General features: G+C 58.8%; 17 protein-coding genes. 15 read left to right on the top strand and 2 right to left on the bottom strand.

Features of this window, described 5'->3' with window-relative positions; translation table 11 throughout:
* Positions 1-185: 185 nt before the first annotated feature.
* The 12 genes from tsf to lpxB all read left to right on the top strand — a co-directional run bounded on the left by tsf (position 186) and on the right by lpxB (position 12,314).
* A complete protein-coding gene (gene tsf, locus EV561_RS18995) occupies positions 186-1,112 on the top strand; it encodes a translation elongation factor Ts (RefSeq protein ID WP_132523869.1) in 927 nt (308 codons plus the stop codon).
* Positions 1,113-1,207: 95 nt separating this feature from the next.
* On the top strand, positions 1,208-1,927 hold the full coding sequence (pyrH, locus tag EV561_RS18990; protein WP_132523868.1) for a UMP kinase: 720 nt from the start codon (positions 1,208-1,210) through the stop codon (positions 1,925-1,927).
* Positions 1,928-1,982: 55 nt separating this feature from the next.
* Positions 1,983-2,543, top strand: coding sequence for a ribosome recycling factor (gene frr, locus EV561_RS18985; protein WP_132523867.1), 561 nt, complete (start codon positions 1,983-1,985; stop codon positions 2,541-2,543).
* A gap of 49 nt (positions 2,544-2,592) precedes the next feature.
* Positions 2,593-3,339 carry an isoprenyl transferase gene (locus EV561_RS18980; RefSeq protein WP_132523866.1) on the top strand — a complete coding sequence of 249 codons (747 nt, stop codon included), beginning with the start codon at positions 2,593-2,595 and terminating at the stop codon, positions 3,337-3,339.
* Entirely contained in the window at positions 3,339-4,172 is an 834-nt protein-coding gene (locus EV561_RS18975) for a phosphatidate cytidylyltransferase (RefSeq protein ID WP_132523865.1), read from the top strand. Before EV561_RS18980 ends, EV561_RS18975 begins: the two co-directional genes overlap by 1 nt.
* 24 nt (positions 4,173-4,196) lie before the next feature.
* Positions 4,197-5,330 (top strand): RIP metalloprotease RseP, encoded by a 1,134-nt coding sequence (gene rseP / locus EV561_RS18970; protein ID WP_132523864.1) that lies wholly within the window; start codon positions 4,197-4,199, stop codon positions 5,328-5,330.
* Between the two features lie 195 nt (positions 5,331-5,525).
* Positions 5,526-7,862 carry an outer membrane protein assembly factor BamA gene (gene bamA, locus EV561_RS18965; RefSeq protein ID WP_132523863.1) on the top strand — a complete coding sequence of 779 codons (2,337 nt, stop codon included), beginning with the start codon at positions 5,526-5,528 and terminating at the stop codon, positions 7,860-7,862.
* Positions 7,863-7,910: 48 nt separating this feature from the next.
* Positions 7,911-8,978: a UDP-3-O-(3-hydroxymyristoyl)glucosamine N-acyltransferase gene (gene lpxD / locus EV561_RS18960; RefSeq protein ID WP_132523862.1), complete on the top strand. Its 1,068-nt coding sequence runs from the start codon at positions 7,911-7,913 to the stop codon at positions 8,976-8,978.
* Entirely contained in the window at positions 8,971-9,438 is a 468-nt protein-coding gene (fabZ, locus tag EV561_RS18955) for a 3-hydroxyacyl-ACP dehydratase FabZ (protein ID WP_132523861.1), read from the top strand. Before lpxD ends, fabZ begins: the two co-directional genes overlap by 8 nt.
* Positions 9,435-10,253, top strand: a complete 819-nt coding sequence (gene lpxA, locus EV561_RS18950; RefSeq protein ID WP_132523860.1) for an acyl-ACP--UDP-N-acetylglucosamine O-acyltransferase — start codon at positions 9,435-9,437, stop codon at positions 10,251-10,253. The genes fabZ and lpxA overlap by 4 nt, the downstream gene beginning before the upstream one ends.
* A 1-nt stretch (position 10,254) precedes the next feature.
* A complete protein-coding gene (locus EV561_RS18945; RefSeq protein ID WP_132523859.1) occupies positions 10,255-11,136 on the top strand; it encodes an LpxI family protein in 882 nt (293 codons plus the stop codon).
* A complete protein-coding gene (lpxB, locus tag EV561_RS18940; RefSeq protein ID WP_132523858.1) occupies positions 11,133-12,314 on the top strand; it encodes a lipid-A-disaccharide synthase in 1,182 nt (393 codons plus the stop codon). The genes EV561_RS18945 and lpxB overlap by 4 nt, the downstream gene beginning before the upstream one ends.
* Positions 12,315-12,343: 29 nt before the next feature.
* Here the strand turns inward: lpxB and gltA are convergent, their stop codons facing one another.
* Positions 12,344-13,633, bottom strand: coding sequence for a citrate synthase (gltA, locus tag EV561_RS18935; RefSeq protein ID WP_132523857.1), 1,290 nt, complete (start codon positions 13,631-13,633; stop codon positions 12,344-12,346).
* A 449-nt stretch (positions 13,634-14,082) separates the two neighbouring features.
* Between gltA and EV561_RS18930 the strand changes: the two genes are divergently transcribed.
* Positions 14,083-16,386, top strand: a complete 2,304-nt coding sequence (locus tag EV561_RS18930) for a ComEC/Rec2 family competence protein (protein WP_245512737.1) — start codon at positions 14,083-14,085, stop codon at positions 16,384-16,386.
* Here the strand turns inward: EV561_RS18930 and lexA are convergent.
* Positions 16,367-17,086 (bottom strand): transcriptional repressor LexA, encoded by a 720-nt coding sequence (gene lexA, locus EV561_RS18925; RefSeq protein WP_132523855.1) that lies wholly within the window; start codon positions 17,084-17,086, stop codon positions 16,367-16,369. The genes EV561_RS18930 and lexA overlap by 20 nt on opposite strands.
* 220 nt (positions 17,087-17,306) lie before the next feature.
* On the opposite strand from lexA, the gene EV561_RS18920 reads away from it, so the two are divergent.
* Positions 17,307-18,194 carry a VOC family protein gene (locus EV561_RS18920; protein WP_132523854.1) on the top strand — a complete coding sequence of 296 codons (888 nt, stop codon included), beginning with the start codon at positions 17,307-17,309 and terminating at the stop codon, positions 18,192-18,194.
* Positions 18,191-19,036, top strand: coding sequence for a 3-deoxy-8-phosphooctulonate synthase (gene kdsA, locus EV561_RS18915; protein ID WP_132523853.1), 846 nt, complete (start codon positions 18,191-18,193; stop codon positions 19,034-19,036). The genes EV561_RS18920 and kdsA overlap by 4 nt, the downstream gene beginning before the upstream one ends.
* The last annotated feature ends 1 nt before the right edge of the window (position 19,037 follow it).

The raw sequence follows: 19,037 nt of genomic DNA, 5'->3' as shown, positions 1-19,037 counted from the left end.
GCTCGCGACTCCTAGAAGTTCGGCGGCCTTGACTGTTTCAGGCGAGGGAGATCTGCCCGTCGCCATACGAGTTTCGTTATGACGCGTCTTTCATCACGCTGTCATACATTCAGGTACATTTCGTGCCTCAATCCGGTGCCGCACGCCTTTCGCGGGCCACCGTTTGAACCGACAAGAGGAAGCTTATGACCGAGATTACGGCTGCACTGGTGAAGGAACTGCGCGAAAAGTCTGGCGCAGGCATGATGGACTGCAAGAAGGCGCTGGTCGAAAACAACGGCGACATCGAAGCATCGATCGACTGGCTGCGTGCGAAGGGCATCTCCAAGGCCGACAAGAAGGCGGGCCGCGCTGCCGCTGAAGGCCTGGTCGCCATTGCCGGCGCAGGTCACAAGGCTGTCGTCGTCGAGCTCAACTCGGAAACCGACTTCGTTGCCCGCAACGATGCCTTCCAGGACCTCGTTCGCGGCATCGCCGAAGTTGCCCTGTCGACCAACGGCACGGTTGAAGCTATCGCTGCTGCGACCTACCCGGCATCCGGCAAGCCGGTCGCCGACACCATCAAGGACGCAATCGCGACGATCGGCGAAAACATGACGCTCCGTCGCGCTGCCAAGCTCGAAGTCGAGCACGGCGTTGTCGCGACCTACATCCACAACGCTGCCGGCGACGGCATCGGCAAGCTCGGCGTTCTCGTTGCCCTCAAGTCCGAAGGCGACAAGGCCGTTCTGACGTCGATCGGCCGCCAGGTTGCCATGCACATCGCTGCGACCAACCCGCTCGCTATCCGCGCCGAAGAAGTCGACGCTGCTGTTGCCGAGCGCGAGCGCAACGTGTTCATCGAACAGGCTCGCGAATCCGGTAAGCCGGACGCCATCATCGAGAAGATGGTCGATGGCCGCATGCGCAAGTTCTTCGAGGAAGTCGCTCTTCTCTCGCAGGCCTTCGTCATCAACCCCGACCTGACGGTCGGCGCTGCTGTCCAGGCTGCTGAAAAGGAAGCTGGCGCGAAGATCGAAGTCGTCGGCATGGCCCGTCTTCTCCTCGGCGAAGGCGTCGAGAAGGAAGAGACGGACTTCGCAGCTGAAGTCGCAGCTGTCGCCAAGGGCTGATCTGCGGATCATACCAAAGGAAAACCGAAGGGCATCGCGTGACAACGCGGTGCCCTTCGTGTATCCGGCTTTCACGATCATTTCGAGGAGTCAATATGTCCCAGCCCATTTACAAGCGCGTATTGCTTAAGGCCTCCGGCGAAGCCCTTATGGGGAGCCAGGGTTTCGGAATTGATGTCGCTGTTGCTGACCGCATTGCTTCGGATATTGCGGAAGCGCGCGAAATGGGGGTCGAGGTCGGCGTCGTCGTCGGTGGCGGCAACATCTTTCGCGGCGTAGCGGTCGCGTCCAAAGGCGGCGATCGGGTAACCGGTGACCACATGGGCATGCTGGCGACCATCATCAACGCGCTGGCGCTCGCAACCTCCTTGCGCAAGCTGAATATCGATACCGTCGTTCTCTCCGCCATCGCAATGCCCGAAATCTGCGAGAGTTTTTCGCAGCGCGCAACGCTCTATCATCTGTCGCTTGGCCGTGTGGTCATCTTTGCCGGCGGGACGGGGAATCCCTTTTTCACCACCGATTCGGCTGCTGCTCTCAGGGCTGCAGAAATGGGTGCCGAAGCGATCTTCAAGGGAACGCAGGTCGATGGTATCTATTCTGCCGATCCGAAGAAGGTGCCGGATGCCGAGCGGTTCGATCATCTGACCCACAGCCAGGTCCTGGAAAAGGGGCTTGCCGTGATGGATATTGCTGCCGTGGCGCTTGCTCGCGAAAACAGCATTCCGATCGTCGTTTTCTCGATTCACGAGAAAGGCGGCTTCGCAGAAATCTTGACCGGCGGGGGCCGCAAGACCATCGTATCGGACAATTGAGAATTCCGCAGCGTCAGGCCTTGAACGGCGCTGTTCAAAATATGGAGTTATGACAATGAGTGACAACACCGACCTCAAGGAACTGAAGCGCCGCATGGATGGCGCCGTCTCGGCCTTCAAGAGCGATATCGCGTCTTTGCGTACGGGGCGCGCATCTGCCAACATTCTCGATCCGGTGACACTTGAAGCCTATGGATCGCGCGTGCCGCTCAACCAGGTTGCCAACATCACCGTTCCCGAGCCGCGCATGCTCACGGTTTCGGTCTGGGACAAGTCGATGGTCGGCGCGGTCGAGCGCGGGATTCGCGAATCGAACCTTGGTCTTAATCCGATCGTTGACGGCCAGAGCCTGCGCATTCCGCTTCCGGAACTCAACGAAGAGCGTCGCCGCTCGCTGGTCAAGGTTGCGCACGACTATGCCGAGAAGGCAAAGGTCGCGATCCGCCACGTTCGCCGCGACGGCATGGACGGTCTGAAGAAGGCCGAGAAGGATGGCGTGCTCGGTCAGGACGAAAGCCGGGCGCAGTCGGAAAAAGTGCAGAAGATGACGGATGATATGATTTCCGATATCGACCGCTTGCTAGCGGAGAAGGAAAAGGAAATCATGCAGGTCTAAAGTATCTGCTGATACCCGCGCCTTCCTGCCCGAACGAAACCGGATCCATATGACAAACTCCACGTTTTCGCGCATACCTGAGCATGTTGCCATCATCATGGATGGCAATGGCCGATGGGCCAATGCGCGCGGCTTGCCGCGCACGATGGGTCATCGCAAGGGTGTGGAAGCGGTGCGGGAGACTGTGCGCGCAGCGGGCGATGTCGGCATAAAATATCTGACATTGTTCGCCTTCTCCTCCGAGAATTGGCGCCGGCCGGAGACTGAGGTCACCGATTTGCTAGGCCTGTTGAAGGCGTTCATCCGGCGTGATCTGGCAGAGCTCCACAGGCAGAATGTGCGCATTCGCGTTATCGGCGATCGCTACAATCTGCGTAGCGATATCCTGCCGCTTCTGATCGAGGCCGAGGAGACGACGAAGGATAATACGGCGCTGACGCTGGTCATAGCCTTCAACTACGGCTCGCGGGACGAGATCGCGCGTGCCGTCGTCAGCCTTGCCAAAGAGGTAGAAGCGGGTCGACTGCGCGCGCAGGACATCACTCCGGCTCTGATCGACGGAAGGCTGGACACTGCAGGCATTCCCGACCCTGATCTGATCATTCGGACCAGCGGTGAGGAACGTCTTTCGAACTTCCTTCTCTGGCAGGCGGCCTATTCGGAATTCATGTTCATGCCCGAATACTGGCCGGACTTCAGCCGCGATCTGTTCCTTTCAGCCCTTGAGAAATATGCGGCGCGCGACCGTCGCTTCGGCGGCCTTTCCGCCAAGCCCGCCGCCGCCGTGGGGTCCTGATGAGCCGCGAACTGAGGCTGCGTATCGTCTCCGGGATCATCCTTGCTATCGTTGTCCTTGCGGCCACCTGGTGTGGCGGTTTGGCCTTCCGTTTGCTGGCATCAGTGATTGCCTTGCTCGTCTATTACGAATGGTCGACGATCACAGGGCTGCATGGCCGCGACCCGCAGGGCAATGCAATCGCCTGGCTCGGCCTTGCCGCGATCGCTGCCGCAACCCTGGCTGAGGAGCCGGTATATGCTGTCGCCGCGCTCTGCCTGTTTGTCTTGGTGACTGCCATACTGGTCGCCGCTCGACGAAAGAGCTGGTGGCTTCCCGGCGGCGTGCTCTATGCGGGACTGACCTGTATTGCCCTTTCCGAGATTCGCGATGACGATTTCCGTGGTTTCGCGGTCATGCTGTTCGTCTTCGCGACCGTGTGGGCGACTGACATATTCGCTTATTTCGTCGGACGTGCGATCGGAGGCGCCAAGCTTGCGCCGCGCATATCGCCCGGCAAGACGTGGTCAGGGGCGATCGGTGGCGCTGTTGCAGCCGTGATCGCAGGTAGCGCCGTAGTCTGGTACTTCTTTCTCGGCACGGGTTTATGGGTTGCCGGAGTGGCTCTCCTTCTCTCCATCTGCAGCCAGGCAGGCGATCTTTTCGAATCCTTCATCAAGCGACGATTCGGCGTCAAGGACTCCAGTCACCTCATTCCTGGCCATGGCGGAGTGATGGATAGGGTCGATGGTCTAATTTTTGCTTGTTTTGCGGCCTTTTTGTTGGCTATCGTGCTGTCGCTGGCAACGGATGGCGAAACGGTGTCACTGGGCGGGGTATTGCTCGGTGTCTGAACTCAAATCAGGCGGGATCGTTTCATGGGTAGCGTGACGAGTATCATCGGCTTCTTTACGGGCTATATCGTTCCGTTCGTTCTGGTTCTGTCTCTATTGGTCTTCGTGCACGAGATGGGCCACTACCTCATTGGTCGCTTGTCCGGCATTCGGGTCGTTGCCTTCTCCATCGGATTCGGCCCGGAGCTTCTCGGCTTCTCGGACAGGCATGGCACACGGTGGAAGCTTTCGGCTATACCGCTTGGCGGCTATGTGCGCTTCTTCGGCGACGAGGATGCCTCGAGCAAGCCGGATATGGACATGGTCGAGGCGATGACCGAGGCAGAGCGGGCGCAATCCTTCGCCGGCGCCAAGCTTTGGAAGCGGGCCGCGACAGTTGCCGCCGGGCCGATCGCGAACTTCATTCTCGCCATTGCGATCTTTGCCGTGCTCTTTGCCATCTACGGGCGGCCTGTGGCCGATCCCGTGGTTGCCGAGGTCAAGGCCGACAGCGCGGCCGCCCAGGCCGGCATTCAGCCCGGAGACCTCCTGGTCGCCATCGACGGCAGCAAGGTCGAGACCTTCGACGATGTGCGCCGCTATGTCAGCATCCGCCCGGGCCATCATATCGTCGTGACCGTTGAGCGTAACGGTGAGAAGCGCGATTTCCCGATGGTGCCGCAGGCGACCGACATGACCGACCAGTTCGGTAATAAGATGGAAGTCGGCATCATCGGCATCGTGACCAATCAGGAGGTCGGGCACTTCCGCACCCAGACTTTCACGCCGCTCCAGGCAATTTCTGAAGGAGTGAGGCAAACGGGCCACATCATCAGCGGCACGTTCGAATATATCGGCAACCTGCTGGGCGGATACATGAAGGCAGACCAGCTGGGCGGGCCGATCCGCGTCGCGCAAGCCGCGGGTCAGATGGCCACGCTAGGCATTGCAGCAGTACTCCAGCTTGCCGCCGTTCTGTCTGTTTCGATCGGTCTATTGAATCTTATGCCGGTTCCGGTACTTGATGGCGGGCATCTGATGTTCTATGCGATTGAAGCCGTCAGAGGAAAACCTCTCGGGGCAGGTGCGCAGGATATTGCGTTTCGGATCGGATTGGCCATGGTGCTGTCGCTCATGGTTTTCGCTACCTGGAACGATATTAGCGCCTTGATCGGATGAGGGACGGAAAGAGGGAAATAACCATTTATTTACGATGTTTCAAAGCTGTAGTGGCGAATGGGTCACGCTTCGAAATGAAGTAAACAGAAATTAACCCGCTCACTTGCTTGTATGTCAAAAGCGGGTAAAACGACACACGTAGCCGGAATCGGGTTCGCTCGACCTGGGAACGACTGAAAAAAGGTAAGAAGTGAAATGAAGGCTGGTTCAAGATTTTTGAACGCAGTATCGGCGGTTGCGCTGTCTGCTGGTGTTGTTGCTTCTGGCGCGGGTGTTGTAACTCTTGCTTCTGCCTCCGTCGCCGAGGCTGCCGTTATCCAGAATGTCGATGTGCGCGGTGCATCCCGTACGGGCGCCGATGCCGTTCGCGACAACATAACGATTAAGCCCGGCAAAGCCTTCTCGAATGCCGACATCGATGCTTCGGTCAAGCAGCTCTATGCGACCGGATATTTCTCCGATGTGCATATCACCGTTTCCGGCGGCACCCTGGTTGTGAACGTCAAGGAAAACCAGCTGGTCAACGCCGTCGTCTTCAACGGCAACCGCAAGATCAAGGACGACAAGCTGCAGGGTATCGTTCAGACCCACGCGGCTGGTCCCTTCAATGCCGATACGGTGCAGGCCGACGTCAAGACGATCAAGGACGCCTATGCGGTGATCGGTCGTAACGACGTTCAGGTCACCACGCAGGTGGTTCCCGTCGCCGAAGGCCGCGTCAATCTTGCATTCGTCATCAACGAAGGCGATCGCACGAAGATCGCCAAGATCAATTTCACGGGCAACCAGGCCTATAGCGACGGTCGTCTTGCTGCCGTCATTTCGACCAAGCGGTCGAACTTCCTGTCGTTCCTGACCCGTAAGGACGTCTACAGCGCTGACAAACAGCATGCCGACGAAGATGCGCTGCGTCAGTTCTACTACAATCATGGTTATGCCGATTTCCGCATCGTGTCTTCCGACGCTACGCTCGATGAGCAGACCAACGAATACACGCTGAACTTCAATGTCGAGGAAGGTCCTCGTTACAAGTACGGCGATATCAACGTTGTTTCGACGGTTGAGGGTATCAACGCCGACGAGTTGAAGGGCCTGGTCATCACGCATGCCGGCGATACCTACAGCGCCAAGGACATTCAGACCTCGATCGAGAACATTTCCAAGCGTGTCGCAGCAGCAGGTTACCCCTTCGCGCGCGTAACGCCCCGCGGCAACCGCAACTTCTCCAACAACACCATCGGTGTTGAATACCTGGTCGACCAGGGCGAGCGCGCCTATGTCGAGCGTATCGAGATCCGCGGAAACACCCGTACGCGTGACTACGTTATCCGCCGCGAATTCGACATCAACGAAGGCGACGCGTTCAACCAGCAAATGATCACGCGCGCCAAGCGCCGTCTTGACGCGCTCGGTTACTTCACCAAGGTCGACATTACGACCGCTCCGGGCAGCGCGCCGGACCGTGTGGTCGTGGTTGTCAACGTTGAGGATCAGCCGACCGGCTCGTTCGGCATCGGTGCTGGTTATTCGGTCGGCAACAACGGCGGTATTCTTCTTGAAGCTTCCGTCGAAGAAAAGAACTTCCTCGGTCGCGGCCAGTATATTCGTATCGCTGCGGGTGCTGGTACCGAAGGCAGCCGTACCTACAACATTTCGTTCACCGAGCCTTACTTCCTTGGCTATCGCCTGGCAGCCGGCTTCGATATCTTCAAGAACGATACGTCGAGCGACGACTTCTACGATTATAGCGAAGAGGGCTTCTCTCTGCGCGTAACGGCGCCGATCACGGACGACCTGTCCACGACGCTGCGTTACAACTACAAGAAGCTTCACTATGACGGTGTTGACGATTGGCAGGACAACCTGTCCCGTCCGTACATCAACCTCGTCGAGAACGGCCCTTGGACGCAGTCTTCCGTTTCGCAGACGATCACCTACAACACGCTGGATGACCAGAACCTGCCGCGTGAAGGTATCATCGCCAAGGCGACGCAAGAACTTGCCGGTCTCGGCGGCGACTCCGACTTCTACAAGATCAGCGGCAAGGCGCGTTACTATAAGATGCTGTCGGACGAATCCGATATCATCGGATCGCTGACGGTTGGTGCCGGTTACGTTCTGCCGACCAGCGGCAACACGCTGAATGTCTTCGATCAGTTCATGCTCGGCGGACGTGAAGTTCGCGGCTTTGAGAACACGGGTATTGGACCGCGCTCTTCACATGGCGACCCGCTCGGCGGCACGACCTACTTCACCGCTTCTGCTGAAGCCAGCATGCCGATGCCGGGTATTCCGCAGGATATCGGTCTGCGTGCAGCGGTATTCGCTGATGCCGGTACGCTCTATGGCAACAAGGCAGACTTGTTCGGCGATACGCTGCACAATGACAGCTCGCTCCGTGCTTCGCTCGGCCTCGGTGTCATCTGGTCGTCGCCCTTCGGTGTGATCCGTGTTGACTACGCACAGCCTGTCGTGAAGGAAGATTACGACAAGGTTCAGCAGTTCCGGTTTGGCATCGCCAACCAGTTCTGATATCGGCAGACCAGAATTGCGGGTTCAAATACCGTTCTGGAGCTGTTGATGGAACATAACTGCTTTTTCCCGCCCCATGATGGCGTCAGCCTGCGCAAGCTGGCCGAGTATCTTGGGGCGGAACTTGCCGATGAAGCCCATGCCGACGTCGTTATTCGGTCAGTGGCGCCGGTGCATCGGGCGACCGATGGCGATCTCTGCTACATCCTTTCCCGAAAGAGCTCGAAAGACCTTGAGAGCTGTCGCGCTTCTGCGCTCATCTGTGAGCCGGGCCTGAGGTCGATCGTTCCGGATCATATTCCGGTTATTCTTGCATCAAAGCCTCACACTGCCTTTGCCACGGCCGGTTTGCTCCTGCATCCGGAGGCTGCTCGTCCTGATGCGGTGACGTCCCAATCGGAAGCCATCTCGCCGGCGGCTTTTGTCGATCCGGCTGCAAAGCTTGAAGCGAATGTTACAGTCGAGCCGATGGCCGTCATCGGCCGAGGGGCGGAAATCGGGGAAGGCACGAGCATTCGCGCAGGCGCCGTCATTGGCGCCAACGTGAAGATCGGCCGAAACTGCACGATTGGCGCCGGTGCGACTGTCCTCTGTGCGCTCATCGGCAACAACGTCATCATCCACAATGGTGCGCGTATAGGCCAGGATGGTTTTGGTTATGCGCCCGGGCCACGCGGGATGGTGAAGATCGTCCAGATTGGCCGGGTCATCATCCAGGATTACGTCGAGGTCGGCGCAAATTCGACGATCGATCGCGGCGCAATGGATGACACCGTGATCGGCGAAGGCACGAAGATCGACAACCAGGTGCAGATTGGCCATAACGTGCGCATTGGCCGTCACTGCGCTATTGTGAGCCAGGTGGGAATAGCCGGTAGCACGAAGATCGGAAACGGCGTGCAGATCGGTGGTCAGGCTGGTTTGAATGGCCATATTACTATTGGTGACGGTGTCCAGATCGGCGCAAAGAGCGGTGTAATTTCGGATATCCCTCCCGGTGAAAGATATGCTGGGATTCCCGCTCGTCCGCTGTGGGATTTCTTGAGAGAATCGGCCGAGGTCGCAAAGAGGACCGGTAGCCGGAATAAGGAACGTGGGGTTAAGAAGAATGACTGAGGACGCCAAGGAATCTCTGGCATCGGCCGAAATCCTGGAGATCATGAAGCTGCTGCCGCATCGCTATCCCTTCCTTCTTGTCGATAGGATCATCGACATCGACGGTGATAATTCTGCGATCGGAATTAAGAATGTAACCGCCAACGAGCCGCAGTTTACGGGGCATTTCCCCGAGCAGCCGATCATGCCTGGTGTATTGTTGATCGAAGGCATGGCTCAGACGGCAGGTGCGATCTGCGCGCGCAAGGAAGGCGAGTCCGGCAATCTCGTCTACTTCATGACGATCGACAATGCCCGCTTCCGCAAGCCGGTAGTCCCGGGCGATCGCGTCGAGTACCATGTCAACAAGCAGAAGCAGCGTGGCAATATCTGGAAATTCCATTGCGACGCAAAGGTTGATGGTGTGCTTGTCGCAGAGGCCGATATCGGTGCGATGATCGTACGCAAGGACAAGGCATGACCGGTATAGCAAAGAGCGCCCGCATTCATCCCTCGGCTGTAGTCGAAGACGGCGCTGTCGTGGGAGAGGGCGTGACGATCGGCCCGTTCAGCTATGTCGGGCCGAAAGTGGTGTTGCACGACAATGTCGTCTTGCATCCGCATGCGATCGTGACCGGCCTGACGACCGTCGGCAAGGGAACGAAGATTTTCCCCAATGCGGTTGTCGGCGGCGATCCGCAGAGCGTTCACCACGGCGGCGAAGAGACGACGCTGACCGTCGGCGAAAACTGCACGATCCGCGAAGGTGTCACCATGAACACCGGCACCACGGATTTCGGCGGCAAGACGATTGTCGGCAATAACAATCTCTTCCTGGCCAATTCGCATGTGGCGCATGATTGCCGTCTCGGCAACAACATCATTATGTCCAACAATGTCATGCTGGCGGGTCACGTCGTCATTGACGACCGCGCTATTCTTGGCGGCGGCTGTGCCGTCCACCAGTTTACGCGTGTTGGCCGAAATGCCTTTATCGGCGGTCTGTCTGCCGTCAGCTACGATGTCATTCCTTATGGCATGCTGAACGGAAACCCAGGCATCCTCGATGGCCTGAACGTCGTGGGCATGAGCCGCGCCGGCATCGAGCGATCGGTCATCCACGTCGTGCGCCGCGCTTTCAAGGCGATATTCGAGGGCGAGGGATCGATCCGCGACAATGCGGCTGCCATTCGTGACGAATATGTCGACTGCAAGGAAGTGATCGAGATCCTGGATTTCATTGCCGGCGATCGCGAACGTGCTCTTTCCTCTCCGAACCGGGGACCGAAAGGCTAACGTGGCAGAAAGCGCCCAAAGGGATAAGGGCAGATTGGCGATCATCGCCGGCAGTGGCTTCCTGCCGTCCTATGTGGCCGCAGCTGCCCGCAATGCCGGCGAAGATCCCGTTATCATCGCATTGCGAAACGAAGCCGACCGAGATTGGAGCGACTACGATCACGCTCTTCTCGGCATCGGCAATTTTGCGGGATTAGAGGCTATCCTGGATAAATATGGTGTTGGGCGCATCGTGATGTCGGGCAGCGTTGCCCGCCGTCCGGAGTGGCGGGAAATCAGGCCGACATGGCGCACGCTGGCCAAAATGCCGGGCGTCGTCCGCGCGCTCCTGTCCAGCGGTGACGACAAGGTACTGAAGACGGTCATCGGCCTTCTCGAAAGCAAGGGACGGCGGGTCATTGGCGCGCATGAGATCGCCCCCGATCTGCTGGCGACGACGGGACCGATCGGAGCCCGGTCACCGGGCGAAGACGATCTTCATGATATTGCCCGCGCCATGGAGGCCGCCGACGCTCTGGGGCGTCTTGATGTCGGGCAGGGCGCTATCAGTATTGGCGGGCGCATCGTTGCGCTCGAGGGTGTCGAGGGCACCGATCAGATGATCGAGCGCGTAGCGACACTGCGCGCGGAGGGCCGGATTTCCAACCGCAGGCGCGGAGTTCTGGTCAAGCTGTGCAAGCCGCAGCAGGACGTGCGTGCCGACCTGCCATCCATCGGCGCGTCGACCATTGTCAATGCGAAGAAGGCGGGGCTTGCCGGCGTCGCTGTGGAAGCCGGTCGTGCGTTGATCCTGGATCGAAAAGCTGTCATCGAAGCTGCAGATACTGCGGGACTGTTTGTATGTGGCATAGATCGCGGACTGAGCACGAAGGGGTTCATGTGAGCGGCGCACCCTTGAAAATTGCCGTCGTCGCCGGAGAGGTCTCAGGCGACTTGCTCGGCGGCGATCTCATCGCCGCGCTGAAGCGGAACTACAATGGCGTTGTCGAACTCGTGGGCGTTGGCGGGGACGCGCTGGAGGCGCAGGGACTGCGCTCCCTCTACGATTTTTCCGATCTCTCCGTTATGGGCTTTACGCAGGTCATTGCGCGCCTTCCGCGCCTTGTCGCGCGCATTCGCCAGACGGCGGCGGCGATCATCGCGGCAAAACCGGACATATTGATCATTGTCGACAGTCCGGACTTTACGCACCGGGTGGCCCGGGCCGTGCGCAAGGCGCTGCCGGACGTTCCGATCATCGACTACGTCTGTCCGAGCGTCTGGGCGTGGAAGGATTATCGCGCGCAGGAAATGCTCGGCTATGTGGACCACGTGCTTGCCGTCCTGCCGTTCGAGCCCGATGTGATGCGCCGGCTTGGTGGCCCTGCGACGACCTATGTCGGTCACCGCCTGGTGATGGACCGGGGCGTCATCGCTACACGTCGCCAACGTGCGCTTCGTGCGCTGCCCGGAGAGGATCAGCAAAAGACGATCATGCTTTTGCCCGGCTCCCGATCCTCCGAAATCAGCAGGCTCTTGCCGATCTTCCAGCAGGCGGTCGTGGAACTGAGCCGGCAAAATAATGCAATACGCTATGTCCTGCCCACGGTCGGCCCGAGGGAGCAACTGGTCCGCGATCTCGTCTCGAATTGGCAGACAAAGCCTGAAATTTGTGTCGGCCAGGAGGCGAAATGGACCGCCTTTGCTGAGGCGGATGCGGCTCTGGCAGCCTCTGGAACGGTACTTCTGGAACTCGGTCTTGCCGGCGTGCCTGTTGTGTCGACCTACAGTACCGACTGGATCGTCAAGATCATCCACAAGCGCATCAAGACCTGGACGGCGGCTTTGCCGAACCTGATCGCTGATTACGCTGTTATCCCCGAGCAGATCAACGAGACGCTGCGCCCCGGCATGCTGGCGCGCTGGCTTGAGCGGCTGTCCGGCGATACACTGCAGCGTAAGGCGATGCTCGAAGGTTTCGATCTCGTCTGGCAGCGCATGCAGACCGAGAGGCCGCCGGGCGAACAGGCGGCGGCCGTCGTTCTCGATGTTCTGGCAAACAAAAAACCCGGCCATTTCTGACCGGGTTTTTTGTTGGTCTGTCCAGCGGCTTAGCGCTTGGAAACCGGAACGTATTCGCGCTTCGGCTCGCCCGTGTAGAGCTGGCGCGGACGACCGATACGCTGCTGCGGATCCTCGATCATTTCGTTCCACTGTGCGATCCAGCCGACGGTGCGGGCGAGAGCGAACAGAACGGTGAACATGGTCGTGGGGAAGCCCAGCGCCTTCAGCGTGATGCCGGAGTAGAAGTCGACGTTCGGGTAGAGCTTCTTCTCGATGAAGTACTCGTCCGTCAGGGCGATATGTTCCAGCTCGATCGCGATATCGAGGAGCGGATCGTCCTTGATGCCGAGTTCGCCGAGAACTTCGTGCGCCGTCTTCTGCATGATCTTGGCGCGCGGGTCGTAGTTCTTGTAGACGCGATGACCGAAGCCCATCAGACGGAACGGATCGTTCTTGTCCTTGGCGCGAGCGATGTATTCCGGGATACGATCAACCGTGCCGATTTCCGTCAGCATGTTGAGCGCTGCTTCGTTGGCGCCGCCATGAGCGGGACCCCAGAGGCAGGCAATGCCGGCTGCGATGCAGGCGAACGGATTGGCGCCGGACGAGCCGGCCAGGCGGACGGTCGAGGTCGAAGCGTTCTGCTCGTGATCGGCATGCAGGATGAAGATGCGGTCCATGGCGCGTGCAAGCACCGGATTGACCACATATTCCTCGCAAGGAACGGCAAAGCACATGCGCAGGAAGTTCGACGCGTAGTCGAGATCGTTCTTCGGGTAAACGAAGGGCTGGCCGATATGGTACTTGTAGGCCATGGCGGCAAGCGTCGGCATCTTGGCGATCATGCGCAGGCTTGCGACCATGCGCTGGTGCGGATCGGTGATGTCGGTGGAGTCGTGGTAGAAGGCCGAAAGAGCGCCGACACAACCGCACATGACGGCCATCGGATGCGCATCGCGACGGAAACCGGTGAAGAAGCGCGACATCTGTTCATGCACCATCGTGTGATGCGTGACGCGATAGTCGAAGTCCTTTTTCTGAGCTGCCGTCGGCAATTCGCCGTAAAGCAGCAGATAGCAGACTTCCAGGAAGTCACCATGTTCCGCGAGCTGGTCGATCGGATAGCCGCGGTGAAGCAGAACGCCTTCGTCGCCGTCAATATATGTGATCTTGGATTCGCAAGATGCGGTCGAGGTAAAGCCAGGATCGTAAGTGAAAGAAGCGGTGTTCTTATAAAGGGCACCAATATCAATGACACTTGGGCCGATGGTTCCGGCTTTGACCGGCAGGTCAACCGACTTCTCACCCAAGGTTAGTTTCGCGCTTTGTTCCGTCATGCTGATCCTCCAAGATTTGGCGGGTTGGCGCCATAAAAAACGCCAAAAGGTTAAGCGACCCCCGATTAGCTATATGATCCCGAAGTGAATGCCAAGTTACTCTGACCCCTATTTGTGCATTGCAGTATCAACTTTTGGGCAACGCTTCCCCGGCCTGCGACCCGTCTCCTGACACCCCTGCAAACGAAGGGTGAAACGGTCAGTATTTTATCGGGAGTCTAATCGATTTTAATTGAGTTTCTCGATCGAAGGTTGCAGAATTCAAGGGGTTAGGGCTCAGGGGCGCATGTTCGATGTCGGAATTGGAAGCGCCGGATCGACGGGCGAAAAATCAAAATTTATTTGCGATTAGAGAGCGTTCCCCAAGCTCCATCGCCGATATCGGCGTCCGGACGACTGAGTCGGCAAGAACCCAGGACAGGATCGGCTTCCCGGCACGCCTGCGTTTGATGACGCGAACGGCACGGCATGCCGTTCGACGTATGGCGCAGGAAGAGGCACAATATGGTCGTGCCGTCCTTTTCGCGCCTGTCTACATGGGGGCGGGTGCCATCATCTGGTTTGAACTGGATACGGATCCGCCGCTCGCCGCAATATCGGCGGGCTTTGCAATCTCTGTTGCAGCACTCCTGCTCAGACGTGAAGCCGGGCCAGTGGTGCGTCATCTGCTTCTTGCCGCTGCTCTCCTTCTGTTCGGCATGCTGCTCGCGCAATGGCAGACCTGGCGCGCCGCAACCGTCATGCTCGATACGCCAGTGACAACGACCGTCACCGGCCGGATTGAAGAACGCGAAGCCGATGCTCGCGGTCGGTGGCGCTATGTACTCGAGCTGCAATCGACCCAGGCGCCCGCGCTCGGCAGGGCGCCGGGGATGGTAACCGCCTTCGTCCGCGGGCAGGAGCAGCCTTTCGATCTCGGTGATATCATTCAGGGCAGGGCGCGCCTAACGCCGCCGGCAGGCCCGGCTCTGCCCGGCCTACATGATTTTGCTTTCGGCGCCTTCTTCGACGGCATTGGTGCCAATGGCTACTTCTACGGTCTGCCGAAACTGATGTCGCCGGCCGGTGATGCTACGAATGATGGATCGTTTATCGGCAGGGCAGATATCTGGCTGACGAAATTCCGCAGCGGTATCGGCGATCGCATCAGGACAATCTTGCCGGGCGATACCGGCGCCTTTGCGGCTTCGCTTGTCACCGACGAGAGACGCGCGATTTCGGATGAGACGACGGAGGCCCTGCGTGTCTCTGGCCTCGCCCACATCATTGCCATTTCAGGCCTCAACATGGCGTTGTCGGCCGGCATCTTCTATGTCGGCCTGCGCTATCTCTTCAGTCTCTTTCCCGGCGCCGCACAAGCATGGCCCACCAAGAAGATTGCAGCTTTCGGGGCGCTGGTGACGGTGACGGCCTACTATATGATTTCCGGCTTTGGTGTCTCGGCAGAGCGCGCCTTCGTGATGATGGCGATCATGCTGGTCGCCGTCCTGTTCGACAGGCCCTCGCTCAGTCTAAGGAACGTGGCCCTCTCGGCAATCGCGATTCTGATATTGTCGCCCTCCGAGGCACTTGGCCCGAGCTTCCAGATGTCTTTTGCCGCAACGCTTGCCCTCGTCTCTGGCTATTCGCTCTGGCAGCGGCGGCCAAGCCGTGAGGGAGGGCTGCTGAGGCTACGGATATTCAGCCCGCTGGCTGTGGTGTTTCGCTTCTTCGGGGGTATTGCATCGACATCCTTCGTCGGCGGCCTGTCGACGGCTATCTTCTCGATCGAGCATTTTCACCGCCTGGCGACATATGGTCTTGTTGCCAATCTCGCCGCCATGCCCGTCGTGTCCTTCGTGGTCATGCCAGTCGGGATGCTCGCCGTGCTGCTCATGCCCTTCGGGCTCGACTATTATCCCTGGCAGGTGACAGGCGTGGGGCTCGACGCCGTAACCGCCATCGCCAAGACGGTTGCCGCGTGGGGCGGCAATATTCCATTTGCCCGGCTACCGCTCTGGCTCTTTCCAACCATCGTTGCCGGCTTTTTGCTGATGACGATGCTAAGAACTAAGTTGCGCCATGCCGGTGCCGTCTTGATTGCGGCATCGATCGCAATCGCCGCTCTGACACCTGAGACTCCCAAGACGGAAGTCCTGATCTCCGAGGACGGCGAACTCGTCGCTCTGCTACGCAACGGAAAGCTCGAACCCAATCGCGAGCGGCCGCCAGACTTTATTTTCGGACAGTGGCAGCAAGCGCTTGCGCTCTTCGATCAGCAACCGCCGAAAATGCTGCCTGCGGACGATACGACACCAACCCGCAAGGCCAAAACAGGGCCGCCTCTCAGGCTGGATTTCAATCAGCAGAAAATCCTGCGCGATGCCATGGCAGCCGCTCTGGATACCGTTCCCGAAGGAGGATTTGCCTGCCACCGCAAGGATTGGTGCGCCGCAATCCTGGACAATGGAAGGATCCTGCTGACGATCGATAACGCCGCCTATCTCGGCCCGGCCTGCGATATTGCCGACCTTGTCGTGATACCGGTGCGGCTGCGTCTCAACATCTGCCGTTCTGGTGCACAGTTGTTCACCGGCGCGACCCTCAGGCGCTCCGGCTCGGTCGAGATCGATCTGGCATCCGAAAAACCCGAAATAATAACCGCGTTTCAAGGCGTTCAACGCGCCTGGAACCGCCACCGGGCTTATGATTGGCGCTCCAACACCTTTGTCACGAGCCGGGACATATCATCGCTCAGTGATAGCGACGGATGAGCCCTACCAGTTTGCCCTGCACCTTGACGCGATCCGGTCCGAAAATGCGGGTTTCGTAAGCCGGGTTTGCTGCTTCGAGCGCAATCGAAGCGCCCTTGCGGCGGAAGCGCTTGAGCGTGGCTTCTTCGTCATCGACGAGAGCGACGACGATATCTCCGGGATTGGCGGTCGTCACGTTTCGGATGATGACCGTATCGCCGTCGAAAATGCCCGCCTCGATCATCGAATCGCCTTTGACCTCAAGTGCATAATGCTCGCCGGAGCTCAGCATGTCGGCAGGAACGACGATGTCGTGCGTATTGTTCTGAATAGCGGAAATCGGCACACCGGCAGCGATTCGCCCCATGACAGGCACGGAAACCGAGTTGCCCGAATCATCATTCGCCGGCTTCGTCGGAGCTGCCGCAACGGGCTGCGGTTTTCCAAGGCTCCCCTCGATGACACTGGGCGAAAAGCCCCGGCGTAGCTGCGAAGGAGGGTTATATGCTTCGGGCAATTTGATGACTTCGAGCGCACGCGCCCGGTTCGGGAGGCGGCGAATGAAACCGCGCTCCTCAAGAGCTGTAATCAGCCGGTGAATGCCTGATTTGGAGGCGAGATCCAGCGCATCTTTCATCTCGTCGAATGACGGTGGAACGCCGGATTCCTTCATCCGCTCATAAATGAATAGAAGCAGTTCCTGCTGCTTGCGTGTCAACATCGTCATCGACCCCGATATGTGAAACAAATACAGAACAGACACTATATGTTCCATATGTGTTCCGCAAGTCCCTAAATTTTCGTGAAGTTTCCGCGAAAGAGCAAACTTTCTCTAATGTTTAGCTGGGTGGGCGCCGTTTTGACGCTTGTTCGGTCTACCATCCCGCTTGAATTGCTTGACTGAAAGGTGCAAACCATCGGCAGGGTAAGGGGATAATTCGATGAAGCCATTGCCGTATCCGCTCGACCACCTGGTCCTTCCGACCTTCAAGATCGCGTCGGCGCGCGAAAGACTGGGCAAGCTCGGCTTTACAGTTGCGGCCGATGCCCGGCATCCCTTTGGCACCGAGAATGCCTGCATCTTCCTCGCGGACAAGACTTATCTGGAGCCGCTGGGTGTTGCGAGCAGAGAGGAATGCGAGAGCGCGACGCTTGAGGGGAATGTCTTTACCGCTCGTGATCAGGCATACAGGTTCCGTCAGGGCGAGGACGGTTTTTCTGCCGTGGTCTTCGGAACCCCGGATGCGGCAGCAGACGATGAACGGCTGCGCGCCCATGCCATATCTGCCGGCCGAATGCTGGAGTTCACGCGACCGATGCAGATGCCGGACGGTTCGAAATCGACCGCCGGCTTCCGGCTGGCCTTTGCCGCCGATCTGCGTTCTCCAGATTTCTTTTCTTTCTGCTGCGAGCGCATCAATCCGCTCCCAACCGATCGCGATGCTCTCGAGAGGCATGCGAACGGCGCCATCGGGTTGATAGAGGTGGCGCTATCGACGCCGGAGCCGGCTGCCTTCGCCGAATTTTTCGACAAGGTCGCAAACGGTCCGAAAATCACGCAGCAATCCTTCGGCCTGATGATCGAAGCGGCCAACGCCCGCATCGCGGTGCTGACGCCGCAGGGTATGGAAGCGTTCTACGATCTTCCCGTTCCCTCCGATGATTCCGGGCTGCGTGCGGGGGCAATCCTGTTCCGCACGCGCGATCTTTCCGTGACAGCGGCGCATTTGGCTGGTAACGGCGTGAGCTACACGCATAAGAACCACCGTATCTTGGTAAGGGCAGCGCCCGGGCAGGGCGCCCTGTTTGCCTTCGAGGAGACACAATGAGCAATCCGACCAATTCTGCAGTCGTCGCCGGTGAAGGCGCATCGAAAGTCACGTTTTCAAACAGCGGCAAGCTGTCGCTGATCGCTGGCCCCTGTCAGATGGAAAGCCGCGATCATGCCTTCATGATTGCGAGCGTCCTGAAGGAGCTTTGTGCCAAGCTTGGTATCGGGCTCGTCTACAAATCGTCTTTCGACAAGGCCAACCGCACCTCGCTTTCCGGCCAGCGTGGCATGGGGCTTGAGAAGTCTCTGGAAGTCTTCGCCGATCTCAAGAAGGAATTCGGCTTTCCTGTCCTGACTGACGTTCACACGGAAGAGCAGTGCGCGATTGTCGGAAAGGTCGTCGACGTGCTGCAGATCCCGGCCTTCCTCTCGCGCCAGACCGATCTCCTGATCGCGGCCGCCAAGACTGGCCGTGTGATCAACGTCAAGAAGGGCCAGTTCCTTGCGCCCTGGGACATGAAGAATGTGCTTGCCAAGCTGAATGACAGCGGCAATCCGAACGTGCTTCTGTGCGAGCGCGGCGCCTCCTTCGGCTACAACACCCTCGTTTCCGACATGCGCTCGCTGCCGATCATGGCGGCCATGGGCGCGCCGGTCATTTTCGACGCAACGCATTCGGTCCAGCAGCCGGGCGGGCAGGGCGGTTCGACCGGCGGCCAACGTGAATTCGTGGAAACGCTGGCGCGTGCGGCTGTCTCTGTCGGCGTCGCGGGCGTCTTCATCGAAACCCATGAGGATCCGGACCATGCGCCGTCTGACGGCCCGAACATGGTGCATCTAAAGGACATGCCGCGGCTTCTGGAGAAGCTTCTGGCCTTCGACGCCATCGCCAAATCCTGAT

Source organism: Rhizobium sp. BK376 (assembly GCF_004341625.1).
Classification (GTDB): Bacteria; Pseudomonadota; Alphaproteobacteria; order Rhizobiales; family Rhizobiaceae; genus Rhizobium.
The sequence above is the reverse complement of the archived record's forward strand: the minus strand, read 5'-3'. Positions and strand labels throughout refer to the sequence as shown.